General features: G+C 69.7%; 21 protein-coding genes, 1 other RNA gene and 1 pseudogene. 9 read left to right on the forward strand and 14 right to left on the reverse strand.

The genetic code is table 11. The features are described from left to right. From murJ to WA967_RS13905, 4 genes are all read right to left on the reverse strand, one after another. The coding region (murJ, locus tag WA967_RS13890; protein WP_424423735.1) for a murein biosynthesis integral membrane protein MurJ at positions 1-1495 on the reverse strand (1495 nt) is incomplete at its 3' end. A 57-nt stretch (positions 1496-1552) separates the two neighbouring features. Beyond that, positions 1553-2248 (reverse strand): coenzyme F420-0:L-glutamate ligase, encoded by a 696-nt coding sequence (locus tag WA967_RS13895; protein ID WP_424423738.1) that lies wholly within the window; start codon positions 2246-2248, stop codon positions 1553-1555. Further along, positions 2248-3516 (reverse strand): RNA polymerase sigma factor, encoded by a 1269-nt coding sequence (locus tag WA967_RS13900; RefSeq protein WP_424423741.1) that lies wholly within the window; start codon positions 3514-3516, stop codon positions 2248-2250. Before WA967_RS13900 ends, WA967_RS13895 begins: the two co-directional genes overlap by 1 nt. A gap of 165 nt (positions 3517-3681) precedes the next feature. Next, positions 3682-4611, reverse strand: a complete 930-nt coding sequence (locus WA967_RS13905; RefSeq protein WP_424423743.1) for a proteasome assembly chaperone family protein — start codon at positions 4609-4611, stop codon at positions 3682-3684. Positions 4612-4719: 108 nt separating this feature from the next. Between WA967_RS13905 and WA967_RS13910 the strand changes: the two genes are divergently transcribed. The 3 genes from WA967_RS13910 (at position 4720) to sucB (ending at position 9383) form a co-directional block, all read left to right on the forward strand. After that, a complete protein-coding gene (locus WA967_RS13910; protein ID WP_424423746.1) occupies positions 4720-6195 on the forward strand; it encodes a leucyl aminopeptidase in 1476 nt (491 codons plus the stop codon). Then, entirely contained in the window at positions 6195-7568 is a 1374-nt protein-coding gene (gene lpdA, locus WA967_RS13915) for a dihydrolipoyl dehydrogenase (RefSeq protein WP_424423748.1), read from the forward strand. The genes WA967_RS13910 and lpdA overlap by 1 nt, the downstream gene beginning before the upstream one ends. A 66-nt stretch (positions 7569-7634) precedes the next feature. After that, positions 7635-9383: a 2-oxoglutarate dehydrogenase, E2 component, dihydrolipoamide succinyltransferase gene (gene sucB, locus WA967_RS13920; protein ID WP_424423751.1), complete on the forward strand. Its 1749-nt coding sequence runs from the start codon at positions 7635-7637 to the stop codon at positions 9381-9383. Positions 9384-9389: 6 nt separating this feature from the next. On the opposite strand, the gene WA967_RS13925 is transcribed toward sucB, so the two are convergent. Continuing rightward, a complete protein-coding gene (locus WA967_RS13925) occupies positions 9390-10763 on the reverse strand; it encodes a hypothetical protein (RefSeq protein WP_424423753.1) in 1374 nt (457 codons plus the stop codon). A 123-nt stretch (positions 10764-10886) separates the two neighbouring features. Here WA967_RS13925 and WA967_RS13930 point away from each other — a divergent pair, with 123 nt between their 5' ends. Next, positions 10887-11600 carry a DUF4191 family protein gene (locus WA967_RS13930; protein ID WP_424423756.1) on the forward strand — a complete coding sequence of 238 codons (714 nt, stop codon included), beginning with the start codon at positions 10887-10889 and terminating at the stop codon, positions 11598-11600. A gap of 55 nt (positions 11601-11655) precedes the next feature. On the opposite strand, the gene WA967_RS13935 is transcribed toward WA967_RS13930, so the two are convergent. After that, entirely contained in the window at positions 11656-12843 is a 1188-nt protein-coding gene (locus WA967_RS13935; protein ID WP_417556266.1) for a RimK family alpha-L-glutamate ligase, read from the reverse strand. A gap of 25 nt (positions 12844-12868) precedes the next feature. On the opposite strand from WA967_RS13935, the gene WA967_RS13940 reads away from it, so the two are divergent. Beyond that, positions 12869-13348, forward strand: coding sequence for an ATP-dependent zinc protease (locus WA967_RS13940; protein WP_424423759.1), 480 nt, complete (start codon positions 12869-12871; stop codon positions 13346-13348). Position 13349: 1 nt separating this feature from the next. Here the strand turns inward: WA967_RS13940 and WA967_RS13945 are convergent, their stop codons facing one another. Further along, the gene (locus WA967_RS13945) at positions 13350-13766 is read right to left on the reverse strand and encodes an RDD family protein (RefSeq protein ID WP_424423761.1); all 417 of its coding nucleotides are present in this window, start codon (positions 13764-13766) and stop codon (positions 13350-13352) included. Between the two features lie 118 nt (positions 13767-13884). Between WA967_RS13945 and glnA the strand changes: the two genes are divergently transcribed. After that, the gene (gene glnA, locus WA967_RS13950; RefSeq protein WP_424423763.1) at positions 13885-15309 is read left to right on the forward strand and encodes a type I glutamate--ammonia ligase; all 1425 of its coding nucleotides are present in this window, start codon (positions 13885-13887) and stop codon (positions 15307-15309) included. 69 nt (positions 15310-15378) lie between these two features. Here glnA and WA967_RS13955 read toward each other — a convergent pair whose 3' ends face one another. From WA967_RS13955 to WA967_RS13970, 4 genes are read right to left on the reverse strand one after another with little or no spacing between them, the layout of a single operon-like run. After that, positions 15379-16314 (reverse strand): diacylglycerol/lipid kinase family protein, encoded by a 936-nt coding sequence (locus WA967_RS13955; RefSeq protein WP_424423765.1) that lies wholly within the window; start codon positions 16312-16314, stop codon positions 15379-15381. 29 nt (positions 16315-16343) lie between these two features. Further along, complete coding sequence (locus WA967_RS13960; protein ID WP_424423767.1) at positions 16344-19316, reverse strand: bifunctional [glutamine synthetase] adenylyltransferase/[glutamine synthetase]-adenylyl-L-tyrosine phosphorylase; 2973 nt, start codon at positions 19314-19316, stop codon at positions 16344-16346. Positions 19317-19325: 9 nt separating this feature from the next. Next, positions 19326-20663 (reverse strand): glutamine synthetase family protein, encoded by a 1338-nt coding sequence (locus tag WA967_RS13965; RefSeq protein WP_424423782.1) that lies wholly within the window; start codon positions 20661-20663, stop codon positions 19326-19328. 2 nt (positions 20664-20665) lie between these two features. Continuing rightward, complete coding sequence (locus tag WA967_RS13970) at positions 20666-20890, reverse strand: SPOR domain-containing protein (protein ID WP_424423770.1); 225 nt, start codon at positions 20888-20890, stop codon at positions 20666-20668. Between the two features lie 67 nt (positions 20891-20957). Between WA967_RS13970 and ppgK the strand changes: the two genes are divergently transcribed. Beyond that, the gene (gene ppgK, locus WA967_RS13975; protein ID WP_424423773.1) at positions 20958-21704 is read left to right on the forward strand and encodes a polyphosphate--glucose phosphotransferase; all 747 of its coding nucleotides are present in this window, start codon (positions 20958-20960) and stop codon (positions 21702-21704) included. Between the two features lie 66 nt (positions 21705-21770). Here the strand turns inward: ppgK and rnpB are convergent. The 3 genes from rnpB to WA967_RS13990 form a co-directional block, all read right to left on the reverse strand. Next, positions 21771-22126, reverse strand: an RNA gene (gene rnpB, locus WA967_RS13980) — RNase P RNA component class A. 27 nt (positions 22127-22153) lie between these two features. Further along, positions 22154-23878 carry a bifunctional 3'-5' exonuclease/DNA polymerase gene (locus WA967_RS13985; RefSeq protein WP_424423776.1) on the reverse strand — a complete coding sequence of 575 codons (1725 nt, stop codon included), beginning with the start codon at positions 23876-23878 and terminating at the stop codon, positions 22154-22156. A gap of 19 nt (positions 23879-23897) precedes the next feature. Next, the gene (locus WA967_RS13990; RefSeq protein WP_424423778.1) at positions 23898-24632 is read right to left on the reverse strand and encodes a zinc ribbon domain-containing protein; all 735 of its coding nucleotides are present in this window, start codon (positions 24630-24632) and stop codon (positions 23898-23900) included. A 160-nt stretch (positions 24633-24792) separates the two neighbouring features. On the opposite strand from WA967_RS13990, the gene WA967_RS13995 reads away from it, so the two are divergent. After that, positions 24793-25632 (forward strand): aldo/keto reductase, encoded by an 840-nt coding sequence (locus tag WA967_RS13995; protein ID WP_424423780.1) that lies wholly within the window; start codon positions 24793-24795, stop codon positions 25630-25632. Beyond that, positions 25629-25905, forward strand: a pseudogene (locus WA967_RS14000) (isoprenylcysteine carboxylmethyltransferase family protein); the annotation flags it as partial. The gene WA967_RS13995 and the pseudogene WA967_RS14000, both read left to right, overlap by 4 nt.

Below are 25905 nucleotides of genomic sequence, written 5' to 3' on the forward strand. Positions count from 1 at the left end.
CTGCGGCGATGACCGCCGAGCCCAGCGCGCCCCAGAGCTTGTCCTGCAGCATCCAGCCCGTGGTTCCGCCGCTGAGCAGGAACACTCCCCAGCCGGCCGCGGCCGCCGGGACACCCATCAGCACGAAGCGGCCGAGCGCCCACCAGGTGGACGAGAGCCCGAACGAGCCGAACCTGCGGCGAAGCAGCACGATGGCGATGATCGTCTGCACGGTGCTGGCGATCGACTGCGCGAGTGCGACACCGGCTGTCCGCCACTCCAGCGGCGTGGTGAACGCCACGACGATCGTCAGCACGAGCAGCAGCGCCGCCTGCACCAGCGTGTAGATGAAGGGCGTGCGGGCATCGCCGTAGGCGTAGAACGTGCGCTGCACGATGTACAGCACCGCGAGCGGCAGCAGGCTCACCAGGTACGCCAGCAGCAGCGGCGCCAGTGCTTCCGCATCCGCGGCGCTGTTGCTAAAGATGCGGGACGCCGGCACCGACGCCACCGCGAGTCCTGCCGTGGCGACGACGATGAGGAGTCCGAGGATGCGGATCGACTGCGTGACGGTGCCGCGCACGGCATCGTCGTCCCCGGCCGCCGCATGCTCACTGATCCGGGTGAAGTACGGGGTGCCGATGGCGATCACGACCATCGAGTAGGCGACCATGAAGACCAGCCAGGTGTACTGTGATGCCGCCGACGAGGCATGCTCGCCGGACGCTGCCGTCATCACGAGAGACTGGGCGATCCCGACCATCTGACCCGCCAGCGTCGTCAGCAGCGTCCAGAACGCCAGTTTTCCCATGTGCCCGAGGCCCATGCCGCGCCAGCGGAAGTCCAGCCGCAGAGGGATGCCCACGCGCCGCCAGAACAGCATCAGCACGATCAGCTGTGCGACCACGCCCAGCGTTGCCGTTCCAGCCAGGACCGCGACCATCTGCGGGTTCCAGCCGTCCAGGCCGTTGCGGTTCTGCCCGAACAGCACCATGAACAGCACGAAGCCGGCGATGGAGACGACATTGTTGATGATGGGCGCCCACGCGTAGGGCCCGAACACCTTGCGCGCGTTGAGCACCTCGCCCAGCAGCGCGAACATGCCGTAGAAGAACAGCTGCGGCACGCACCAGTAGGCGAACTGCGTGGCCAGCGCCGTCTGCTCGGGCTTGAAGTCGGAATACAGATCCACCAGCACCGGTGCACCGACGGTGGCGACCACCGTGATGGCGGCGACGATGAGCGTGCCCAGCGTCAGCAGCTTGGACAGGAAGGCCTGACCGTTGTCCTTGTGCGCACTTGCGCGCACGACCTGCGGCACGATCACTCCGGTGAGCACGCCGGCGGAGATCACCTGGTAGATGCTGTTGGGCAGCTGGTTGGCGACGGCGAACGCGTCCGACGCCTTGCCGACCGAGCCGATGGCCGCGACCAGCACCACCGCGCGCAGCATCCCGCTGAGCCTGGAGACGAGCGTACCGCTCGCGATCATCGCGCTGGCGCGGCCGATGCCCATGTGTCGCCTTCCTGATCCCCCGACGCCGGAAACGGGCCCGGCGAACCGGGCCCGTTCTCAGGCTTCGCGGATGATCCCCAGCGGGGTGGACTCGTGGCCCTGACCCAGCGGGTTGTCCTTGAGGATGCGCACCAGGCGCGCCTCGCCGGCCCGATCCAGGGTGGAGCCGAGGATGTTGCCGCCGATGTCGTTGATGTCGACGACGGCCACATCGGCCTTGACCTCGAGCAGGCTCTGCAGGTGCTCTGCGGCCTGCTTGGGCTTCTCCGGGCCCAGCACCACGGCCGTGTTGTACGGCGGGATGGTGTGCTTGGTGGGGCCGTCGATGGAGCGCGCGCGGTAGCCCGCGACGCGGTAGAAGTCGCCGCGGCGCCCGAACAGCTTGGTCACGGCGGAGACGGCCGCAGCCAGCAGGATGCGGGGCGTGCCGCACTCGCGCAGCGCCATCTCCATCGTCTCGGGCATGCCCAGGCCGATGCCGTAGCTGGTGCGAGTGACGTACTTCGACAGGAAGCGCGCCAGCCCCCGGGGCTCGATCTCATCGATCTGGAACGAGCGCCCCTGCGTGATCGCGACGATCTTCTCGGTCACGAACAGGAGATCGCCCTGCTGCAGCTGCCCCGCGGTGAACTGCCGCACGAAGGCGTCCAGGTCATCGCCCGGCATCACCACGGTGGTGCGGATCGGGATGCGCTGGTACGAGACGCCGTCGACGTCGACGCTGAGGGCCTTGCCCTTGTTCGCCTCCGCCATCACTCGAGGTAATCCCGCAGCGACTGCGAACGGCTGGGGTGCCGCAGCTTGGCCATGGTCTTGGACTCGATCTGACGGATGCGCTCGCGCGTGACGCCGAAGGTGTCGCCGATCTGATCGAGCGTCTTGGGCTGGCCGTCGCCCAGGCCGAAGCGCATCCGGATCACGCCGGCCTCGCGCTCGGACAGAGAGTCCAGCAGCTGCTCGAGCTGACGCTGCAGCATCGTGAAGCCCACGGCGTCGGCCGGGACCACGGCCTCCGTGTCCTCGATGAGGTCGCCGAACTCGCTGTCGCCGTCCTCGCCGAGCGGGGTGTGCAGCGAGATGGGCTCGCGGCCGTACTTCTGCACCTCGACGACCTTCTCGGGTGTCATGTCCAGCTCGCGGGAGAGCTCCTCGGGCGTGGGCTCACGGCCCAGATCCTGCAGCATCTGCCGCTGCACGCGGGCGAGCTTGTTGATGACCTCGACCATGTGCACCGGGATGCGGATGGTGCGGGCCTGATCGGCCATGGCGCGGGTGATGGCCTGGCGGATCCACCAGGTGGCGTACGTGGAGAACTTGAAGCCCTTGGTGTAGTCGAACTTCTCCACGGCGCGGATCAGACCCAGGTTGCCCTCCTGGATGAGATCCAGGAACTGCATGCCGCGACCGGTGTAGCGCTTGGCGAGCGAGACGACCAGACGCAGGTTGGCGCCCAGCAGGTGACTCTTGGCACGCTGGCCGTCGCGGGCGACCCACTGCAGGTCGAGGCCCAGCTGGCTGGACTTCTCGGCCGCGGTCATGCTCGACAGCTTCTCCTCGGCAAAGAGGCCGGCCTCGATGCGCATGGCGAGCTCGACCTCTTCGGCCGCGTTCAGCAGTGCGACCTTTCCGATCTGCTTCAGGTAGTCCTTGACCGGGTCGGCGGTGGCGCCGGTGATCTGCGCGGAGTAGACCGGCACGTCGTCCTCGTCCTTGGACGAGATGACGATGGCTCCGGTCGGCAGCGCCTCGGTGAAGACGGGCTTCTTCTCGCCCTCATCCTCTTCGGCGTCGGCGGTGTCGACGGCCTCGTCATCGATCTCGGGAGTGTCGGCCTTCTTGCGCGATGCGCGCTTGGCGGGAGCCTTCTTCGCCGGAGCCTTCTTCGCTGCGGCCTTCTTCGCGGGGGCCTTCTTCGCGGGGGCGGCCTCAGCGGCGGCATCCGCGGTCTCGACGACCTCGACCTCTTCCGCAGCGGTCTTCTCGGCGGTCGTCCGGGTCTTCTTCGTGGTGGCAGGGGTCACGTTTCGCCTTTCGTGGAGCGGTGCACGCGCTCCGGGCCTTTTCGGACACTAGTAAGACCCTTGTCAAGCCCGATCACGAGAATCGGTGCTTGACAACGGGTCAGACGACCATTATCACACACATGAGAGCGACTGACGTCCTCCATCGTGCACAGGCGGGTCGCCTCAGCTGTGCTTGTCGTCGTCACCGGTGCGGCGGTCGGCGAGATAGCGCTCCAGTTCGGCCGCCAGCTCGTCGGCGCTGGGCAGATCCCGCTCGTCGAACGAGGCATCCGCCTCGCCGTCGTCCTCACGTCCGGCCATGTACGCGTCATACCGGCGTTCCAGGGTGTGCACCATGTTGGTGAGCTCCTCGTTGCCCCGCACCTGCTCCTCGACGCGGGCGTGGTATTCCTCGCGGCTCAGGTGCACCTCATCCATGCGCAGCACGAGCCCGGTGGCGACCATCAGGCGATCGGCGGCGGTGATCACCGTGTCGGGGTACTCGGTGTCGGCCAGGTAGTGCGGGACCAGCAGCACGAATCCCGCCACGCGGATGTCGTGCTGGATCAGCCGGTACTCCAGCAAGTGCCCCGCCGTGGCAGGAACCTGCGTGCGAGGCCGCCACACCGAGTGCGCGGCGATGAGCTCGCGACGGTTGCCGCTCACGGTCGTGCCCAGCGGACGGGTGTGCGGCACCGGCATGGCGATGGAATGGATCCACGACACCGAGGCGACCTGGAACCCCTCCGCGAAACTGACCACGGCATCCGTGAACGCGTTCCAGGCGAAGTCCGGCTCGTAGCCGGCCATCAGCAGGAAGGGCTGCCCGAGCGCATCATGCGCGAGAGAGAGCTCGAGCCGCGCGGGACGGAACTCCGTGAGGTGGTCCTGGTCGAAGACGATGACCGGACGGCGAGCACGGTAGTCCAGCAGCACGTCGTTGTCGAAGGAGATGAGCGGCTGCGGGGAGGTGGTGTCCTGCAGGTGGTCGATCAGTCCCGACACGGCATTGCCGGCATCGGTGAAGCCCGTGAGCAGGATGACCAGGGGAAGGCCGGTGGGCACATCGGGCGCTCCGGCGATCGACTCGTACAGCGGCGCGGAGAAGGGCATGAGTCAATGCTACGAGCAGGGCGCGGCGTGCGGCCCCTCTCATGCTGACAGCGAACACGGCACGAGCGGTGGCGGCGCCGCCGGGCGGGCGATCCCTAGGATGGAGTCATGACGCTTCCCGCGATCTCGCACACCACCGATCCGTTCCCAGGAAGCGCTGCAGACGCCGCAGTGCTCGTCATCCCCGATCCCGCTGTCGCCCACGAGGCGCTGAACGGATACCAGGGGCTGTCCGCCGCCCTCGAGGGCATCGGATACAAGGGCACCGCGTCGGCAAGCACGCGCGTCCACCTTCCCGAGGTCAGCGACCGGCCGTTCGCCGTCGTCAGCGCGGGTCCCGCCCCGACCGCCGAGAGCGTTCAGGATGCGGTGGCCACGGCCGTGCGCACGCTGACCGGCTTCGCCACGATCTCGGTCGGCTTCGCACCGGGGCTGGAGCAGTTCGCGGATGCCGCCGCCGAGGGCGCTCTGCTGGGCGGCTACCGCTTCGACGACTACCGCTCCGAGAAGAAGCCGCAGCGCGCGGACTCCGTGGTGCTGCACGCGCCCGCGGTCGGCGTGCGTGCGCTGGAAGACGCGCGCATCACAGCGGACGCCGTCGCACTGATCAAGGACCTGGTCAACGTCCCCGCGGAGTGGCAGAGTCCGGCGCAGCTGGCCCAGTCGGCGGCGGATGCCGTGGCCGGCACCCCCGTCGACGTGGAGATCCTCGACGAGACCCAGCTCGAGGAGCACGGCTTCGGCGGAATCCTCGGCGTCGGACGCGGCTCGGATCGCCCGCCCCGCCTGGTACGTCTGAGCTATTCGCCTGCGAACGCCGTGCGCCACATCGCGCTGGTCGGCAAGGGCATCACCTTCGACACCGGCGGGCTCTCGCTGAAGCCCCCGACGGGCATGGTCGGCATGAAGTTCGACATGGCCGGCTCCGCCACCGTGCTGGCCGCCATCCGCGCCATCGCGCAGCTGGACCTGCCCGTGCGCGTCACCTCCTGGATGTGCATCGCCGACAACATGCCCTCCGGTCACGCCACGCGTCCCGGCGACGTCCTGCGGATGCTGGACGGCCAGACCGTCGAGGTGCTCAACACCGACGCGGAGGGCCGTCTGGTCATGGCCGACGGGCTGGTCGCCGCCAGCCGCGAGCAGCCCGACGTCATCTTCGATGTGGCCACCCTCACCGGCGCCATCATCACCGCACTCGGCATGCGCCACACCGGCGTCATGGGCGACGAGCAGGCGGTGGCCCAGTACCTGGCCGCAGCCGAGACCGTCGGCGAACCGGCCTGGCCGCTGCCCCTGCCGGAGTACATGGAGGACCTGCTCGAGTCGCAGATCGCCGACATGATCAATTCCCACATGGGCGACCGCTCCGGCGGCTCGCTGTTCGCGGGCCTCTTCCTGCAGCGCTTCGTCGGCCGCACCTCGGATGCCGCCGATGCGCCGCGCATCCCGTGGGTGCATCTGGACATCGCCGGCTCCGCCGAGCACAAGGGCTCGCCGTACGGCTTCACGGAGAAGGGTCCCACCGGAGCCGCGGTCCGCTCCCTCATCGCGTTCGCCCGAGCATCGGCGGAGGAGGCCTGATGACCGTCCACGAGTTCGACATCGTCATCCTCGGCGGCGGCAGCGGCGGGTACGCCGCGGCGCTGCGCGCCAGTGAGCTGGGCAAGAAGGTCGCTCTGATCGAGAAGGACAAGGTCGGCGGCACGTGCCTGCACCGCGGCTGCATCCCCACCAAGGCGTTGCTGCACGCGGCCGAGGTCGCCGATCACGTGCGCGGCGCAGCATCCGTCGGCATCACCGCCACGCTCGACGCGATCGACGCGGCGGGGGTCACCGCCTACCGCGAGAACATCGTCGCCAAGAAGTTCAAGGGCCTGGAGGGTCTGATCAAGGCCCGCGGCATCACCGTCATCGCCGGCGAGGGACGCCTCGAGAAGGACCGTTCGATCGCGGTCGGCGAGGACCGCTACGTCGGGGCGGACGTGGTGCTGGCCACCGGCTCGTACAGCCGCACCCTGCCGGGTCTGGAGATCGGCGGACGGATCCTCACCAGCGAGCAGGCGCTCGAACTGGACGAGATCCCCGCGAAGGTGATCATCCTCGGCGGCGGCGTCATCGGCGTGGAGTTCGCCAGCGTCTGGCACTCCTTCGGCGCCGAGGTCACCATCGTCGAAGCTCTGCCGCATCTGGTGCCCAACGAGGACATCACGCTCAGCAAGGGCCTGGAGCGCGCGTTCCGCCGCAAGGGCATCGCCTACAACCTGGGTACGCGGTTCCAGACCGCCGAGCAGGATGAGAACCAGGTCACCGTCACGCTCGAGGACGGCAAGACGCTCAGCGCCGACTACCTGCTGGTCGCCGTGGGCCGCGGCCCCGCCACCGCCGGCCTCGGCTTCGAGGAGGCGGGACTCACGATCGAGCGCAGCTTCGTGATCGTCGACCCGCAGCTGCGCACGGGCGTGCCGGGCGTGTGGGCCGTCGGCGACATCGTGCCCGGTCTGCAGCTCGCGCACCGCGGGTTCCTTCAGGGCATCGCGGTCGCCGAGCGCATCGCGGGGATGGACGTCGCTCCCCTGCCCGAGACGCAGATCCCGCGCGTCACCTACTGCAGCCCGGAGGTGGCGTCCGTCGGCATCACCGAGGCGGCCGCAGTCGCCGAGCACGGCGCCGACGCTGTCGTCGCCTACGAGTACAACCTCGCCGGCAACGGCAAGAGCGAGATCATCGGCACGGCGGGCACCGTCAAGGTCGTCCGCCGCAAGGACGGCCCCATCCTGGGCGTGCATCTGCTCGGCGACCGCGTCGGCGAGCTGATCACCGAAGGACAGCTGGCCGTCTCGTGGGAGGCGCACCCGGAGGACATCGCACCCCTGATCCACGCGCATCCCACCCAGAGCGAGGCATTGGGCGAGGCATTCCTCGCGCTGGCCGGAAAACCGCTCCACGCACTCTGAACCGCACAACAGGGCGCCCGGGTCACTAAGCTTGGGGCGTCACAGATTTCTGAAGGAGACTCCGTCATGAGCACACCCGTGGTCCTTCCCGCACTCGGGGAGAGTGTCACCGAGGGTACGGTCACCCGCTGGCTGAAACAGGTCGGCGAAACAGTGCAGGCGGATGAGGGCCTGCTCGAGATCTCGACCGACAAGGTCGACACCGAGATCCCCTCCCCCGTCAGCGGCGTCATCGAGGAGATCCTCGTGGCCGAGGACGAGACCGTCGAGGTCGGCGCTCTGCTGGCCCGCATCGGCGACGGCAGCGGTGCGGCTCCGGCCGCCGACGCTCCGGCCGCCGCAGAGCCCGCTGCCGAGGCCGCACCGGCCCCCGAGGCGGCTCCTGCTGCGCCCGAGGCGGCTCCTGCTGCCGCGGCTGCGGAGCCGGCACCGGCTGCCGCACCGACCGCTGCTCCCGCAGCCTCCGGCGACGCCACGGATGTCACTCTCCCCGAGCTCGGCGAGAGCGTCACCGAGGGCACCGTCACCCGCTGGCTGAAGGCCGTGGGCGACGACGTGGCCGTCGACGAGGCCCTGCTGGAGATCTCGACCGACAAGGTCGACACCGAGATCCCGTCGCCCGCCGCCGGCACCCTGCTGGAGATCCTGGCAGGCGAGGACGAGACCGTCGCCGTGGGCGCAGTGCTCGCCCGCATCGGCTCCGCTGCTGCGGCCACCGCAGCTCCTGCCACACTGGCGCCTGCTGCCCCGACGGCCCCCGAGCCCGCTGCCCCTGCCCCATCGGCGCCCGCACCGGCTCCTGCCGCTGCCGCTCCCGCGGCCGCCCCGGCTCCTGCTGCCCCGGCACCGGCACCGGCGCCAGCAGCACCGGCAGCACCCGCGCCCGCTGCTCCGGCCGCCGAGGCCTCCGACTCGCTGTACGTCACTCCGCTGGTGCGCCGCCTGGCCGCTCAGCAGGGCATCGACCTGGCCACGGTCAAGGGCAGCGGCGTCGGCGGACGCATCCGCAAGGAGGACGTGCTGAAGGCCGCCGAGGCCAAGGCACAGGCTCCTGCCGCTCCCGCAGTCGCACCGGCTGCCGCACCGCTCGAGGTCTCGCCGCTGCGCGGCACGACGCAGAAGATGTCGCGTCTGCGCAAGGTCGTCGCCGAGCGCGCCGTGGCGTCGATGCAGCAGACCGCTCAGCTGACGACCTTCGTCGAGGTGGACGTGACGGCCCTGGCCGCCTACCGCTCCGCGAAGAAGGACGAGTTCCTGCAGAAGACGGGCGACAAGCTCTCCTTCCTGCCGTTCTTCACGCTGGCGGCCGCCGAGGCGCTGCAGGCCTACCCGATCATCAACTCGACGGTCGACGGCGACAGCATCGTCTACCCGGCCACCGAGAACATCTCGATCGCGGTGGACACCGAGCGCGGCCTGCTCACGCCGGTCGTGCGCGACGCGGCATCGAAGAACATCGCGCAGATCGCGCACGACATCGCCGACCTCGCCGCCCGCACCCGCGACAACAAGCTGAAGCCCGATGAGCTGGCCGGCGGCACCTTCACGGTGACCAACACCGGCTCGCGCGGCGCGATGTTCGACACGCCGCTGGTGTTCCTGCCGCAGTCCGCGATCCTCGGCACCGGTGTCGTGTTCAAGCGCCCGGGCGTGGTCACGGTCGACGGCGTCGACGCGATCTCGGTCCGCTCGTACGTGTGGCTCGCCATCTCGTACGACCACCGCATCATCGACGGCGCGGATGCGGCCCGCTTCCTCGGGGCGATCAAGAACCGCCTGGAGGCCGCGGACTTCGCAGCAGTCCTCGGAGCCTGAGTCCGCTCAGCCCTCACCGGATGGCTGGTCGGCGACGTCATACACGTCGCGGACCAGCCATCCGTCTTTCCCCTGCACCATCACGAGCACCTGCTCGCCCTGCGACGCGGTTCGCGCCACCCGGATGACCGCGACATCGCCGTAGTCCTCGATGAGCGAGGTCGCCCGCTCGCCGGCATCCGCTCCCAGCCGTTCCAGCACCGCCGCTCCTCCGCCGTCGACCACAGCCGATGCGCACTCGGCATCCTCGTGCTTGCGGCATCCGTCGACGACGGACAGCAGGCGCGACGCCTCGCGTGCCAGTTCGCTGCCGTCGGAGTCCGGTTCCTCCGGCGCTACGGGTGTCTCGGCCACGGTCTCTTCGGCCTGCGGCGCCGTGCTCGTGGTCGCGGCGGGTGAAGCAGTGCGTTCAGCGGCGACCGCGCGGGGAGCCGCCGGCTTCTCCCCCGCACTCGGCCACAGCATCCCGCCCATCAGCACCAGCGCAGCGACACCGACGCCGATCAGCAGCATCCGCCTGCGCGGCGGACGCGCGGCATCGTCCTTCGGCGTCCCGCTCCCGCCCGCCGGATTCCGGATGCCGCGCAGCGGCAGCCTCGGGGCTCGATCGCGCACCCGCTGCGCCAGCACCATCCAGCGCACCCGCTGCGCCAGCACCGTCCAGCGCTCCCGCACACGCTCACGCAGTCGAGAGCTGTCGTCACCGGCACCGAGGTCCCGCTCGAGCACGGCGCGATGAACAGGGATGTCCCGGACCCGCTCCGAAGCGCGCACCTCGCATTCCAGCGCCCGAGGCGCGGCCAGCTCCGTGAGCTCGCCCTCCCACTCCTCGATCGAATGCGCCACCGCACGGTGATCTGCCAGGCCGGCGCAGATCCGCCCCAGTACCCGCTCCAGGGCACGATCGCCGCAGCCCACCCGCACAGTCTCGACCAGTGCCCCGGCGGCCGCCGTGCATGATGCCCCCTCACCGGGAGCGAACAGCGGACGGGCACGGTCATCCAGCCACCAGCGGCCGGTGACCGGGTGACCGCCCACCTCGACCACGCCTCTCAGCAGGCTCCCCACGAGGGTGACGATCTCCCCCGGAACCAGTGCGCTCCCCGCGCCAGCCCGCCGCGCCAGGAACACGTCGACGGGCTCGACGCACCAGGGCAGCAGCACGCGCTGGTCGGCTGCACCCGCCATGATGTCCCGCACGCCTGCGACGTGCTCGGCGCCGGCGAACTCCCACAGCGCGGAATCCAGGGTCACCGCATCCAGGCTCACCCGCTGACGCTCGCCGTCCGTCACCAAGGCGCCGACGAACGGCGACTCCGTCCCAGCCAGTCTTCGCACGGCGCGATGCGCACCGGGGACCAGTTCCCTCGTCTCGACCATGCTTCCATGACAGCGCATCCGCCGTCCGCGCACGGCCGGAATCACAGCGGTGGTGGACAACTCGCAGCATTCGCGGATTGTGCAGGGAGAATGCGCCCGCCAGGCTTCGGTAGGCTGGTGGGCATGGCAAAAAAGGCATCCGCTCCGGAGAAGCGTCCCAACTTCTTCTCCCAGATCCGTTCCCTCTTCCGGTTCACCCGTGAGGTGTACGGGTGGCTCCCGTGGGCACAGGCGGCCATCCTCGTCGGCGGCGTGCTGATCGGTCTCATCGTCGGGTTCCTGCTGGGCGGCGACGGCGCCGTCCTCTCGCTGATCCTCTGGGGCGTCACCGGCCTGATGTTCGGCGTCCTGGGCGCCATGTTCCTCATGACGCGCCTGTCCACCAAGGCCATGTACGCCAAGATCGACGGGATGCCCGGCGCCAGCGGCCACGTGATGAGCACCAGCCTCGGCCGCAGCTGGCAGTCCTCCGACACTCCGGTCGGCATCAACCCGAAGACCCAGGAGGCCGTCTACCGCGCCGTGGGCCGCGGCGGGATCGTCGTGGTCGGCGAGGGCAGTCGCGGCCGCCTGACCCGCCTGGTCAACGAGGAGCGCCAGAAGGCGCAGCGCGTCGCGCACGGCGTGCCCGTCACCGTCATCTATGTGGGCCACGGAGACGACGAGGTGCAGATCTCGGATCTCGCGAAGAGGATCAAGAAGATCCCGAAGGCCATCGACAAGGCCACCATGGGCGCCGTCATCCGCCGCATCGACTCCGTGTCGCAGTCGTTGTCATCGCTGCCCATCCCGAAGGGCATCGACCCGACGAAGGTGCGCGCGCAGCGTCCGCGCTGATCTGCTGCATCCGCAGTGCGCAACGGCTCCCGACGCGTGCGGGAGCCGTTCTCGTTCACTCCCCCAGCGGCGCCTTCGGCAGCCTGCGCACGCGCGGGCGGCGCCGACGCTTCTCCGGGATCATCGTGCGCATCTCGTCGAGCCTGCCGAAGCACAGCAGGCGGTCCTCCGCCTCCAGCACAACATGCTTCCGCGGGTTGGGGATGACGCTGGTGCCGCGATGCAGCGTGAGCACCGTGATGTCGCGGTCCCACAGGCCCAGGTCGCCGAGCTTCTGACCGACCTGCTCGGCGCCGGTGTGGACCATCAGCTCGGCCACCCCGTAGCCGGTGGAGACGCTCAGGCGCTGGCGCACGTCGATGTCGGGGAATGCCACCTGCCCGGCGATGTAGTCGATGATGGCGCCCGCCACGTCGAGCTTGGTGGCGGCCTCGATGCCCTGCAGGCCCGGCGAGGAGTTGACCTCCATGACCAGCGGGCCGTCGTCGCTCTCCAGCATGTCCACGCCCGCCACGCGCAGGCCCATGATCTGGGCGGAGCGCACGGCCGTCTGCTCGTAGATCGGGTCGATGGCCACCGGCTCGACCCGGCCGCCGCGGTGCACATTCGAGCGGAACTCGTCGCCGTCCGCGACTCGGCGCATGGCGGCCACGACGCGGTCGCCGACCACCAGGGCGCGGATATCGCGCCCCCGGCTCTCCGCGATGAACTTCTGGATCAGCACGTTCTGCTTCGTGGAGTGCAGGGTCTCGATGATGGCCTCCGCCACCTTCACCTGTGGCGCGAGGATCACGCCGATCCCCTGCGTGCCCTCGAGGAGCTTGATCACCACCGGAGCGCCGCCCACCCGCTCGATGGCGGGACGCACGTCGGCGCGGTTGCGAACGAACGCCGTGGGCGGCATCGCGATGTTGTGCCGGGACAGGATCTGGTTGGCGCGCAGCTTGTCGCGCGCGTTGGAGATGCCGTTGGCCGTGTTGGGCGTGTACACCTCCATCTGCTCGAACTGGCGCACCACGGCCGTGCCGAAGTAGGTGATGGAGTTGCCGATGCGCGGCAGGATCGCATCGTAATCGCTGAGCTGCTTTCCGCGGAAGAACAGGTCAGGTGCGTCGGCTGTCAGATCGATCGCGAAACGCAGCGTGTTGAGCACCTTGACGTTGTGCCCGCGCTGCTGCGCTGCTGCCCGCAGACGCTGCGTGGAGTACGACTGCGGTGCCCGCGAGAGGACGGCGATCTTCACAGATGTTTCCTGCCAGGATGTAGGAGTGACTCGGTCCACTCATTCAAACACGTCCACGGGGTGGCGCGAGTGGGTGTCGCTGCCCGAGCTGGGCGTGGACTGGATCAAGGCGAAGATCGACACGGGTGCGCGCACCTCGTCGCTGCACGCCTTCGACATCGAGGAGTTCCGCCGCGACGATGCGGACTGGGTGCGCTTCGCCGTGCGGCCCTGGCAGGAGAGTCTGGCGGATGCCGTGACCCACGAGTGCCCGGTGCACGACCGCCGCGCCGTGCGCAGCTCGTCGGGGCACGCCGAGGATCGTCTGGTGGTGATGCTGCGGATGCGGCTGGTGGGCCAGGACGTGCAGGGCGAGGTCACGCTGACCAACCGCGATGAGATGGGCTTCCGGATGCTGATCGGCAGGCAGGTGCTGCGCCGCGGCTTCATCGTGGACCCGGCGAAGTCGTTCCTCGGCGGCCGCGCGCCCAAGGAGGCCCGCCGCCGCAACCGCGGGCGGGACTGACTCAGGCCCGAATGAGCACGGTGCCGGCGGCCTTGTCGTGCAGGCCGCGCTGATCGGCATCCCAGATCACGGCCGGGATCACGACGATCAGCAGCAGAGTGCGCACGATGGGGCGCCACGGGCCCACCCATCCCCCGCCGAAACGGACGACGCGCATGCCCAGCATCCGGTGTCCCGGGCTGCCGCCCGCGGTGGGGATGAAGACGATCTGCAGCACGGCGAACACCATCATGGGTGCGAACTGGCGCCAGCCGGCCTCGGACGGCAGCGCGAACTGGTCGTACCCGAAGAAGCCGATGGCGATGATCGTCGCGGCCGCATAGTCGATGAGCAGCGCCCCGATCCGACGACCGGGGCGGGCGATGCTGCGAGGCCCTGTGGCGGGCAGGCCGAGGCGTTCCCCGGGGTAGTCGTTCACCCTCCCAGCCTACCGAGCACGCGTAACATGCCCGAAACACGGGCGACACGGCTGGGAAACTCCCAATGCATAACCTGCGTAAGGTTGATCCAACCGAGAGCCGATACAGGAGTCGTCCATGTTCACAGAGCCCGCAGAGGTCCTTCGCTTCATCGAGGAGAACGACGTCAAGTTCGTCGACATCCGCTTCACAGACCTTCCCGGGGTGCAGCAGCACTTCAACATTCCGGCCTCCACGGTCGACGAGGACTTCTTCCGCGACGGTCAGCTGTTCGATGGTTCCTCGATCCGCGGGTTCGCCTCGATCCACGAGTCGGACATGCAGCTGATCCCCGACGTCACCACGGCGTACGTCGATCCCTTCCGCATCGAGAAGACACTCATCATGGTCTTCGACATCTACAACCCCCGCACCGGCGAGATCTACTCGAAGGACCCCCGTCAGGTCGCCAAGAAGGCTGAGAAGTACCTGGCCTCCACGGGCATCGCGGACACCGCGTTCTTCGCACCCGAGGCCGAGTTCTACATCTTCGACGACGTGCGCTACTCGGTCACCTCCGGTGAGAGCTTCTACAAGGTGGACTCCGAGGAGGCTGCCTGGAACTCCGGTCGCAAGGAGGAGGGCGGCAACCTCGGCAACAAGACGCCCTTCAAGGGCGGCTACTTCCCGGTGGCGCCGGTTGACAAGCAGGCCGACATCCGCGACGACATGTGCCTGCGCCTGGGCGCGGCCGGCCTGATCCTCGAGCGCGCGCACCACGAGGTGGGCACGGCCGGCCAGGCGGAGATCAACTACCGCTTCGACACCATGGTGCGCGCAGCCGACGACGTGCTGAAGTTCAAGTACATCGTGAAGAACACCGCCGAGGACTGGGGCAAGACGGTCACGTTCATGCCCAAGCCGCTCTACGGCGACAACGGCTCGGGCATGCACACGCATCAGTCCCTGTGGCTGGATGGCAAGCCGCTGTTCTTCGACGAGGCCGGCTACGGCCAGCTCAGCGACATCGCCCGCTGGTACATCGGCGGCCTGCTCAAGCACGCCGACGCCGTGCTGGCGTTCACGAACCCCACGCTGAACAGCTACCACCGCCTGGTCAAGCACTTCGAGGCGCCTGTGAACCTGGCCTACTCCGCAGGCAACCGCTCGGCCGCCATCCGCATCCCGCTGACCGGCTCCAACCCCAAGGCCAAGCGCATCGAGTTCCGCGTTCCGGATGCCTCCGGCAACCCCTACCTGGGCTTCGCCGCACAGCTGATGGCGGGCCTGGACGGCATCAAGAACCGCATCGAGCCCATGGAGCCCATCGACAAGGACCTGTACGAGCTCCCGCCGGAGGAGGCGGCGAACATCCCGCAGGTGCCGAACTCCCTGCTGGACTCGCTGGAGGCGCTGCGCGCCGACCACGCCTTCCTGCTCGAGGGCGGCGTGTTCACCGAGGAGCTCATCAGCACCTGGATCCAGTACAAGTACGACCACGAGATCCTGCCGATGGCGCAGCGCCCGCACCCGTACGAGTACGAGCTGTACTACGGCGTCTGATCGCAGCATCCGCGCGTGAGGGCTCGGGATCCATCGGATCCCGAGCCCTCACGGCACCGGGTCGTCAGTTCAGCACAGCACGCGCAGCGCGGCGGGCTGCACCCTCACCTCGAGTGAGGAGACCTCGCCGGCCTCCTCGCCGTCGATCTCGAACGCGGACGGCGCGGACATGCGCACCCGGATGCGCTCGCCCGCCAGGTGCTGCGCCTCATCCGTGCTGACCGTCTGGTCGTCCCCGCCGAGCAGACGACGGATGCCGTTGTCCCACACGATCGTGCGCAGCGTGCGCGCCCACTCCACCGCGTTCTCGGCGCTCACCAGCAGCAGGTCGAGACGCCCGTCATCCGGCACGGCGTCCGGCAGCAGCGTGACGCCGCCCTGGATCGCACCGCAGTTGCCGATCAGCAGGGTGTGCCCGCTCAGTGTCTGCTCCTGATCCCCGTCGATGCTGAAGGTGAAGTCCATGGTCTGCGCGGCGCCGAGCGCCCGCCCCATGGCCTCGACGTACGCCAGCCACCCCGCCTTGTCCTTCAGACCGTCGTCGGTCTCGGCCAGCATGTGCGCGTCCAGGCCCGAGCCGATCATCACCAGGAAGCCCGTCTCGGCATCCGCGTCGTCGGCCCGCACCCAGCCCATGTCGATGTCCCGGGTCCGACCTGCGGCGACGGTCTCGAGCGCCTTCGCGATGCTGCCGAGCGGGATGCCGAGGTTGCGGGCCAGCAGGTTTCCGGTGCCCTGCGGGACGATCCCCAGCGCCGGCGCATCGCCGGGCGACTGCGCGATGACCTCCGCGACCGTGCGCACGGTGCCGTCGCCGCCGACGGCGATCACGACGTCACAGTCGGCGGCGATCGCGGACTCCGCCATCGATCTCCCCGGGTCGTCCTCCGAGGTCTCCCACCAGTGCAGGTCCACGCTGTCCTCGAACGCGGCGCCTGCGGCATCCCGCAGCTCCGTCTCGTCGATCTTGGTCGGATTCCATACGATCCCGATGCGTCCGGTCATGACTCCCCCTCGTTCCTCTGCAGCTGCGATCAGCCGTAGAACTGCTTCTCGAACACTCTCCTCGCCCTGCGCGTCACCCGCAGGTACTCCTCCTCGAGCAGCATGGCGCCTCGATCCGGGTAGCCCAGCAGGCGACCCACGCCGTCCAGCTCACGGTGCTCCATGGGGAGCACGTCGCTGGTCCTGCCGGTCAGCAGCGTCATGGCGGAGCGCAGCCGGCTGGCCAGCAGCCAGGCGCCGCGCAGCTGCTCGGCGCCGTCGGCGGGGATCAGCTCGGCCAGCACGGCGGCGTCCAGCGCCTGCAGCGTGGATGTGGTGCGCAGGTCCGGCACACGGTGGCCGTACTGCAGCTGCAGCACCTGCACCATCCACTCCACGTCGCTGAGCGTGCCGGGGCCGAGCTTGAGGTGCCGGCGAGGATCGACGCCCTGCGGCAGCCGCTCCCCCTCCACGCGCGCCTTGATGCGCTTGATCTCGCGCACGTCCTGCGCGGAGATCTGCTCCGGGAAGCGGATGCTGTCGGCCAGCGCCATGAACTTCGTGATGAGCTTCTGGCTGCCGGCGATCCCCCGGGCCCGCAGCAGCGCTTGCGCCTCCCACGACAGCGACCAGCGCCGGTAGTACTGCGTGTACGCCTCCATCGTGCGCACGATGGGTCCGTTGCGACCCTCGGGCCGCAGGTCGGCATCCAGGTCCAGCGGCAGCCGGTGGTCCGTCAGGTGCTCGCGCAGGCCCGCGACGATCTTCGACGCCAGCTGCTGCGCGCGCTGGGGCTCCACCCCGTCGGGGTCGTAGACGAACAGCACGTCGGCATCCGATCCGAAGCCCAGCTCGGCTCCGCCGAAGCGCCCCATCGCGATGATGGAGAAGTCCAGGGCGTCGTCCTCCTCGGGCACCACCTCGCGGTACACCGCCCGCAGCGCGGCCTGGATCGTCGCCTCGGTGATCTCGCTGATGGCGCGGGCCATCTCATCGACGCCGATGTGGTCCAGCACCGCGCCCATCGCCGTGCGCAGCAGCTCCCGACGGCGCAGCGCTCGCACGGCCTTCAGCGCTCCGGTGATGGTGGTGTGCCGGGTCTGGATGGCGCGGGCCTCGTCATCCAGCGCCGCGCCGCCACGCGGACGCAGGGCGCCGGGGCTGTCCAACCATGCCACTGACTCGGGGATCCATTCCATCAGCTCCCCGATGTACCGCGAACTCGACAGCACCCGCGTGAGGCGCTCAGCGGCGCCCGACGAGTCGCGCAGCATGCGCAGGAACCAGTGCGTGTCGCCCAGCCGCTCGCTGATCCGCCGGAACGCGATCAGTCCGTAGTCCGGATCGGTGCCGTCGGCGAACCAGCGCAGCATGACGGGCATGAGGTACCGCTGGATGGCGGCCTTGCGGCTGATACCCGAGGTCAGGGCCGCGATGTGCCGAAGCGCCCCCTCCGGATCGCGGAAACCGATGGCCGCCAGGCGGTCCGCGGCCTGCCCCGTGGTCAGCTGGCGCTCCTCGGCCGGCAGGGAGGCGACAGCGGCCAGCAGCGGCCGGTAGAACAGCCGTACATGCTGCTCCCGCACCTCGCGCCGCACGCCGTCCCACAGCTCGCGCAGGGCGGATGCCGAGTCGGCCAGCCCGGTGGCCCGGGCCAGGCGCCGCATGCCCTCGTCGTCGCGCGGCATCAGGTGCGTGCGACTGAGCTCATGCAGCTGCAGGCGGTGCTCCAGCAAGCGCAGCACGCGGTACTGATCGGCGAACGATGCCGCCTCCACCCGGCCGATATAACCGCCGTCCGCCAGCGCCTGCAGCGACTCCAGCGTGCCGCGGGTGCGCAGGGTGTCATCGCTCACGCCGTGCACGAGCTGCAGCAGCTGCACGGTGAACTCGATGTCGCGCAGCCCGCCCGGGCCGAGCTTGAGCTGGTAGGGCACGTCCTCCGGGGGGATGTTGGCCGTCACGCGCTCGCGCATGCGCTGGACGCTGTCGACGAAGTCCGACCGCTCCGAGCTGACCCACACCCGCGGCTGGAGCGCCGCGATGTAGTCGGCACCCAGTGCGGCGTCTCCCGCCAGGGGGCGCGCCTTGAGCAGCGCCTGGAACTCCCAGCTCTTCGCCCACCTGTCGTAGTAGGCCACGTGCGAGGCCAGAGAGCGCACCAGGGCCCCCTGCTTGCCCTCGGGCCGCAGGGCGGCATCCACCTCCCACAGCGGCGGCTCGGTGTCGATGCCGTCCAGCGCGCGCATGGTCTCCCGTGCGAGCCGCGTGGCGATGTCGATGGCCCTGGACTCGCCGACGATCGCCTCGTCGGTCGTTCCCCCGACGAAGATCACGTCCACGTCGCTGAGGTAGTTCAGTTCGCGTGCGCCGGTCTTGCCCATCCCGATGATCGCCAGGCGGGTCGCTGCGACCTCGGTGCGCGGGATGCCGGCATCCGTCACCTCGGTGCGGGCGACGGCGAGAGCCGCCTCCAGGGCAGCCGATGCGGCATCCGCCAGCGCCGCGGAGACGGCGGCGATGATCTCGACGGGGTTCTCGGATGCCGTATCCGCCGCCACGATGCCGACCAGACAGCGCCGGTAGGCGACGCGCAGCGCGAGCGTCGCGTCCTTCGCACGGGCGAAGCCGTCCCGCGCCTCGACCGCCGACAACAGCCCCTCCCGCAGCTCAGCGGCGGTGGGAAGAACGGTGCGCCGCAGCAGCTCGGCATCCAACTGCTCGGGGCGACGCGCGAAGAAGCCGGCAATGCCCGACGAGACGCCCAGCACCCGCCACACGGCGGCACGGGCACCCGGATCCCGGAGCACGGCGGCGGCCCGTGCCGGGTCGCGGCGGGCCACCTGCAGGATGCCGGCGACCGCGGCATCCGGATCCGCGGCCACCAGGCCCTCAGCCAGCTCCGCCCGTTCCAGGCCGGTCAGCTCGGCGAGCTCGGTCAGCGCCGCCGACGCTGCGGTGAGCCCGACGAAGCCGAGCCTGGCCAGCGCCGACAGCGAGACGGACGCATCAGGACGTGCCATGGGTGCGACTCAGAGCAGCCCGAGGTTGTTCTGCAGTTCGAACGGGGTGACCTGCCCGCGGTAGGCCTCCCAGTCCTTGCGCTTGTTCAGCAGCACGTAGTTGAAGACCTCTTCGCCCAATGTCTCCGCCACCAGCTCGGAGTCCTGCATGTACTCCAGCGCATGGTCCAGACTGGCCGGCAGAGGCGCGTAGCCCAGCGCACGCCGTTCGGAGTCGCTGAGCGACCAGACGTTGTCCTCGGCCTCGGGCGGCAGCTCGTACTCCTCTTCGATGCCCTTCAGGCCCGCCGCCAGCATGAGCGCATACGACAGGTAGGGGTTGGCCGCGGAGTCCAGACCGCGGTACTCGATGCGGGTGGACTGCATCTTGTTGGGCTTGTACATCGGCACGCGGATCAGGGCCGAGCGGTTGGCGTGGCCCCAGGTGACGAAGCTGGGCGCCTCGTCGCCGCCCCACAGCCGCTTGTACGAGTTGACGAACTGGTTGGTGACCGCGGCGATCTCGTTGGCGTGCCGCAGCAGACCCGCGATGAAGCGCCGACCGGTGAGCGAGAGCTGGTACTCCGCCCCTGCTTCGTGGAAGGCGTTCACGTCGCCCTCGAACAGCGACAGATGCGTGTGCATGCCGCTGCCGGGGTGGTTGTTCAGCGGCTTCGGCATGAACGTCGCGTACACGCCCTGTTCGATGGCCACCTCCTTCACGACCGTGCGGAAGGTCATGATGTTGTCGGCCGTGGTCAGCGCGTCGGCGTACCGCAGGTCGATCTCGTTCTGGCCGGGACCTCCCTCGTGGTGGCTGTACTCCACCGAGATACCGAGATCCTCCAGCATCCGCACGGCGCTGCGACGGAAGTCGTGCGCGGTGCCGCCCGGTACGTTGTCGAAATAGCCGGCGGAGTCCACCGGAACGGGCCCGTCGGGCCCGACCTCGGCGGACTTGAGCAGGTAGAACTCGACCTCGGGATGCGTGTAGAACGTGAACCCGGCATCCGCTGCCTTCGCGAGGGCCCGGCGCAGCACGTGCCGCGGATCCGAGACCGCCGGACGGCCGTCGGGGGTGGTCAGGTCGCAGAACATGCGAGCAGTGGGGTCGACCTCGCCGCGCCACGGCAGGATCTGGAATGTCGTGGGATCCGGCTGGGCGAGCAGGTCGGACTCGAACGTGCGGGTGAGTCCCTCGATCGCGGAGCCGTCGAAGCCGATCCCCTCGGCGAACGCGCCCTCCACCTCGGCCGGCGCGATGGCGACCGACTTGAGCGTCCCGATCACGTCCGTGAACCACAGGCGCACGAACTTGACGCCGCGCTCTTCGATGGTGCGCAGCACGAAGTCGCGCTGCTTGTCCATGCTCACGCGTCGTCCCCCGCATCCGACGAGTTCGAGGAACCCCAGGCATCGTCGGCGGCATCGTCCTCCGCCCAGGCGCGTGAGCGCTCGCGGAGCTTCTCGGGGGCGTTCTTCGCCTCTTCGGCGGTGTCGAACGGGCCCACCCGGTCGACCGCGGCCGACAGCATGCCGAGTTCCACCTCGTGAGTGCTGAGGTTGTACCAGTACTTGTCGTCGCCGTCGGGCATGTCAGCTCCTTCGTCGGGGTCTGTCACGATCCTAACCGCGAACCCGGGCTTGGATAGGCTGTTCGGCATGGCACAGCAGGCAATCGGCGTCGACATCGGCGGTACGGGCATCAAGGCAGGAATCGTCAACCTCGAGCACGGCACGCTCGACTCGGATCGCGTACGCATCCCCACGCCGAAGGGCGCACACCCCGCCGACGTGCTGGAAACGGTCCGCCAGCTGCTGGATCAGCTGGGAGCATCCCACTCGGATCTGGCGCTGGGCGTCGCGTTCCCTGCGATCGTGAAGCGCGGGAAGACGCTGTCCGCCGCGAACGTCTCCAAGGACTGGGTCGACTTCGAAGCGGAGAAGTTCTTCGAGGACGGGCTGGGCCGTCACATCGCCTTCGTCAACGACGCGGACGCCGCCGGCGTCGCCGAGGCCCGCCACGGCGCCGCGCGGGATGTCGAGGGTCTCACGATCCTCACCACACTGGGCACGGGCATCGGCTCCGCATTCCTGTACGACGGCGTGCTGGTGCCCAACACCGAGCTCGGGCACCTGGATCGCAAGGGTGAGTCCATCGAGCGCTGGGCGGCGTCCTCGGCCATGGAGCGCGAGAAGCTGTCGTGGGAGGACTGGGCGGCGCGCCTGCAGGTGTTCTACAGCCAGGTGGAGTTCCTCTTCAGCCCCGACCTGTTCGTGGTCGGCGGCGGCGTCTCCAAGAATCCGGAGAAGTTCATCCCGCTGCTGGAGCTGAAGACCCCGATCATCAACGCAGTGCACCGCAACAACTCCGGCATCATCGGCGCAGCATCCCTGGCATCCGACTGAGCCCTGCACTCGAAGCACACGCGAGAAGGCCCCGATCGCCGATCGGGGCCTTCTTCATGTTCGGGGCGAGCGGGCCGGCCTGTACGCCGGGTTCTGTTCAGGAGCTCGCGCTCCCTTGACGGCCATCTCTCTCGACGACACGTTGCCGTGCCGTTCCAGCAACCTACCCGAGGACTCGGCGGGCCGCGTCAACATCCTCTGTCTGGTCTTGCTCCGGGCGAGGTTTACCTGGCGGGACATGTCACCATGTCCCCCGGTGGTCTCTTACACCACCCTTTCACCCTTACCCCCGAGGGGGCGGTCTGCTCTCTGTGGCACTGTCTCGCGGATCTCTCCGGGTGGGTGTTACCCACCGCCCTGCCCTGCGGAGCCCGGACGTTCCTCGGTGCGCTCTCGCGCCACGCGACCGTCCGGCCGACCCGCTCGCCCTACGATTCTACGGGGTCGGCTCACTTGCCCGCGTCGTCACTGATGTGCAGATCGAGCGGCACGTCGATCTCGAACCCGGGGAACAGCCGCGCGGTGGCGGCGCGTGCGGCACCGCGCACGATCGCCGCGACATCTTCCGCCTGCTCGGCCGGGCAGTGCACGATCACCTCGTCGTGCAGGAAGAACGCCAGATGCGCACGCGTCGCGAAGACGGGGCCGGATGCCGGAGCGGGAGCGGGGGCCTCGGGCAGCGCCATCAGACGATGCCGGATCTCCGCCATCCAGAGCAGCGCCCACTCCGCGGCCGTCCCCTGCACCACGAAGTTGCGCGTGAACCTCCCGCGGTCCCGCGCCCTGCTGCGCGCCCGCGACCCGTCGGCACCGCCTGCGCCCGGGCCTCCCGCCTCGGACTGCACGCTGCGCCAGGCATCCGACGGCCGGGGCGAGCTGCGCCCCAGCAGAGTGCTGACCACGCCGCCCTCCTCACCGGTGCGCGCCGCGGCGTCGACGGCGCTCATCGCACGCGGGAAGACCGCGCGCAGCCGGGGCGCCAGCCGTCCGCTCTCCCCCGTCGTCGCGCCGTACATGGCGCCGAGCACCGCATATTTGGCCTCCTGCCTGGTGGCGACGGCGCCCGAGCGCACGATCCCCTCGTACAGGTCGGCACCCTGCGCTGCGGCGGCCATCGCGCGGTCCTGGGACATCGCCGCCAGCACCCGCGGCTCCAGCTGTGCCACATCGGCGTCGACGAACGTCCACCCCGGGTCGGCGTGCACGGCGGCGCGCAGCTGCCGCGGAATCTGCAGTGCGCCGCCGCCGGACGACGCCCAGCGCCCCGTCACCACGCCGCCGGTGAGGTAGATCGGGCGGAACCTGTCGCCGTGCACCCACTCGTCCAGCCAGGCCCAGCCGTTGGCCGCGAACAGCCGGGCCAGCTTCTTGTACTCCAGCAGCGGCTCCACAACCGGGTGATCGACCTCGGAGAGCTCCCATTTCGAGGTCGAGGCCACGAACACGCCCACGCGGTGCAGCGCACGCAGCAGCCGCGGCGGGCTGTCCGGGTTGAGGTCGGGATCATTGAGGTGCCGCGCGATCTGCGCGGCCAGGGCGGCCATGCGCGCCGGCCGCGCCCCGCGCAGCGGCCTGGGTCCAAGCGTCTCCTCGAGGATGCCCTCGTGGATGGCGGTGCTCCACGGCAGCCCTGCGGCGGTCATCTCCTCGGCGATCAGAGCACCCGTGGACTCCGCCGCGCACAGCAGCTCGAGGCGAGCATCCGGCGCCCTCGCCAGCGCCGCGCGCTGGGCGAGCCACTGCGCCAGCACCTCGTCGTAAGCGTCGCCGCGCAGCGCGATCGCTGTCGATACCTCGAACAGTCCGGGCTGGACGGGCTCGCTCTCGACGATGTCCGCGCGCAGCCACAGTCCGGATGTCGGAAGCGGACGCGCCAGCGACGCCGTGTCTCGCAGGATCGCATGGCACAGCACAAGGTCGTGTGCGCGGCGCAGGCGGACGCCGGCTGCCAGCAGCGGCGGGTAGAACGTGCGCAGCGTGCGCACCGTCCAGCGCGGCGACAGTCGCTCCTCCAGTTCGCGGATGCGGTACGGGAGGTCCTCGTCGGCGACGTGCTCGGACTCAGTCTCCGCCGTCGCGTCGTCCAGCACTGCCAGCAGCCAGCCGTGCCCGTCCGCCGCGCGGCCGACCACGGCATGCGGAGGCGAGGATGCCGTCGTCGCGGGCTGCGTCACGGCATCCTGCCCCACGGCGTCACAGTCCGGATTCCTCCGTGCGCACCAGGATCGCCCCGCACTCGGGGCAGGAGACGACGTCGTCAGGAGCGGCCTTGCGGATCTCGGTCAGGTCGATGCCGGAGAGCACCATCCGGCAGCCTTCGCACACGCCGCGGCGCAGCAGCCCCACACCGATCCCGCCGCGGGCGGAGCGTCGTTCGAACTCGGCGAGCAGGTCTGCCGCCACGGTGCCCGCCAGTGCCGCGCGGTCGCGGGCCAGCTGCTCGCCCTCGGTGGCGGCGGCGGCCATGGCTGCCTTGGCCGCGCGAGTGAGCTCGGCGCCCTCCGCCTGCGTCACGTCGATGAGGGCCTGCTGCGCGTCGACGGCGGCCTGTGCCTCCTCGACGCGTCCCATGACCTCGAGCTGGGCGTCCTCCAGCATGGAGATGCGCCGGCCGAGGCTGGAGATCTCGTTCTCGAGCGCCTGTGCCTGCTTGGAGTCGGCGGTCGCCGTGAGCCGCTCGCCGTCGCGGTCGCGCCGCTGCACGGCCAGGGCCACGTCGGATTCCAGGCGCCCCAGTTCCGCCTGCGCATCATCCAGCACTCCGGTCAGCGAGGTCAGCTCGGCGAGCTGCTCCTTGCGCACGCCGGCGAGCTCGTTGATGCGGGCGCCCTGGGCCGGCTGCGTGCGGGCCCGCTCGGCCTGCTCGAGGCGGCGGTCCAGCTCGGCGATCTCGATCAGGGCGCGCTGATTCTCGGGAGAGGCTTTCACACGTTCAAATCTACTGGCATACGCCGACAGCGTCGACGGTCACGACTGTTCCGTCGGGAGGGCCGCGACCCGCCGCACGGCGGCGGACCCACTGGCATCCGCCGACAGCCTCGACGTCCCGGCGCGTAGGCTGGCGGCACGTCGCATCTGAGGAGATCCCATGGCATCCACGCCCCTGTTCACCGCGCACAACGGATTCGCCCTTCCCGCCGTCGGGCTGGGCACATACCGGCTGTACGGGCAGGAGGGAGCGGATGCCGTCGCCGAGGGCATCCGCCGTGGGTACCGGCTGGTGGACACAGCGTTCAACTACGAGAATGAGGGCTCCGTCGGCGCGGGCGTGGCCGCCTCCGGCGTCGACCGCTCCGAGATCATCGTCACCACCAAGCTGCCCGGCCGCCACCATGCCGCCAAGAAGGCGCGCTCAAGCATCGAGGAGAGCCGGTTCCGACTGGGGCTGGACGCCACAGATCTGCACCTGATCCATTGGCCGAACCCGAGCGTCGATCTGTACGGCGAGGCGTGGCGAGCACTCGTCGAGGCGCAGCAGCGCGGCACGGTCCGGCAGATCGGCGTGTCGAACTTCCTGCCCGAGCACCTGGACCGCATCGAGGCCGAGACCGGCATCCGGCCCGTCGCCAACCAGATCGAGGTGCACCCGTACTTCCCGCAGAGCGAGGCCCTCGCGCTGCACGCCGAGCGAGGCATCCTCACCATCGCGTGGAGCCCACTGGGCCGCGCCAAGGAGATCATGCAGGAGCCGGTCATCGTGGAGATCGCCGCCGCCCACGGGATCACGCCCGCGCAGACGGTGATCGCCTGGCATGTGGCACGCGGCACGGTGTCGATCCCGAAGGCGTCGTCGCCGAAGCACCAGACCTCGAACCTCGCCGCGGCCTCCGTCGTGCTGGATGCCGCCGAGGTCGACGCCATCACGGCGCTGGGGCGGCGCGACGGCCGCCTGTTCGACGCGGATCCCGCCACGCACGAGGAGATGTGAGCCTCGCAGCACGACTGGACGCCCGCGCGGGCCGGGCATACTTCGCCGTGCAGGCGGCGGCGGGAGCCGCCTGGTGGGCCGGTGTCGCCCTGGATTCCGGCATCCGACGCCTCACGATCGGTGACCTGCCCGCCGGCGTGGTCGCCGCCGCGGATGTCCCGCTGTTCGTGATCGCCGCCGCGCTGGCCGCTGTCGGCATCCGCTTCGCCGCCGAGGTCGCAGCGGGCTGGACGGTGCTGGTGACGGTCGTGATGGTCGCGTACGCGACCATCA

It is taken from the genome of Microbacterium sp., from assembly GCF_049650565.1.
Taxonomy (GTDB): domain Bacteria; phylum Actinomycetota; class Actinomycetes; order Actinomycetales; family Microbacteriaceae; genus Microbacterium.

Excerpts from the sequence above, each read along its gene's own strand:
- WA967_RS13960 (WP_424423767.1), bottom strand. The coding sequence starts at position 19,316 with ATGGCACGTCCTGATGCGTCCGTCTCGCTGTCGGCGCTGGCCAGGCTC.
- WA967_RS13995 (WP_424423780.1), top strand. The coding sequence starts at position 24,793 with ATGGCATCCACGCCCCTGTTCACCGCGCACAACGGATTCGCCCTTCCC.
- glnA (WP_424423763.1), top strand. The coding sequence starts at position 13,885 with ATGTTCACAGAGCCCGCAGAGGTCCTTCGCTTCATCGAGGAGAACGAC.
- WA967_RS13905 (WP_424423743.1), bottom strand. The coding sequence starts at position 4,611 with ATGCCCTTCTCCGCGCCGCTGTACGAGTCGATCGCCGGAGCGCCCGAT.
- WA967_RS13895 (WP_424423738.1), bottom strand. The coding sequence starts at position 2,248 with ATGGCGGAGGCGAACAAGGGCAAGGCCCTCAGCGTCGACGTCGACGGC.
- WA967_RS13955 (WP_424423765.1), bottom strand. The coding sequence starts at position 16,314 with ATGACCGGACGCATCGGGATCGTATGGAATCCGACCAAGATCGACGAG.
- WA967_RS13970 (WP_424423770.1), bottom strand. The coding sequence starts at position 20,890 with ATGCCCGACGGCGACGACAAGTACTGGTACAACCTCAGCACTCACGAG.
- WA967_RS13930 (WP_424423756.1), top strand. The coding sequence starts at position 10,887 with ATGGCAAAAAAGGCATCCGCTCCGGAGAAGCGTCCCAACTTCTTCTCC.
- WA967_RS13965 (WP_424423782.1), bottom strand. The coding sequence starts at position 20,663 with ATGGACAAGCAGCGCGACTTCGTGCTGCGCACCATCGAAGAGCGCGGC.
- WA967_RS13910 (WP_424423746.1), top strand. The coding sequence starts at position 4,720 with ATGACGCTTCCCGCGATCTCGCACACCACCGATCCGTTCCCAGGAAGC.
- sucB (WP_424423751.1), top strand. The coding sequence starts at position 7,635 with ATGAGCACACCCGTGGTCCTTCCCGCACTCGGGGAGAGTGTCACCGAG.
- WA967_RS13925 (WP_424423753.1), bottom strand. The coding sequence starts at position 10,763 with ATGGTCGAGACGAGGGAACTGGTCCCCGGTGCGCATCGCGCCGTGCGA.
- ppgK (WP_424423773.1), top strand. The coding sequence starts at position 20,958 with ATGGCACAGCAGGCAATCGGCGTCGACATCGGCGGTACGGGCATCAAG.
- lpdA (WP_424423748.1), top strand. The coding sequence starts at position 6,195 with ATGACCGTCCACGAGTTCGACATCGTCATCCTCGGCGGCGGCAGCGGC.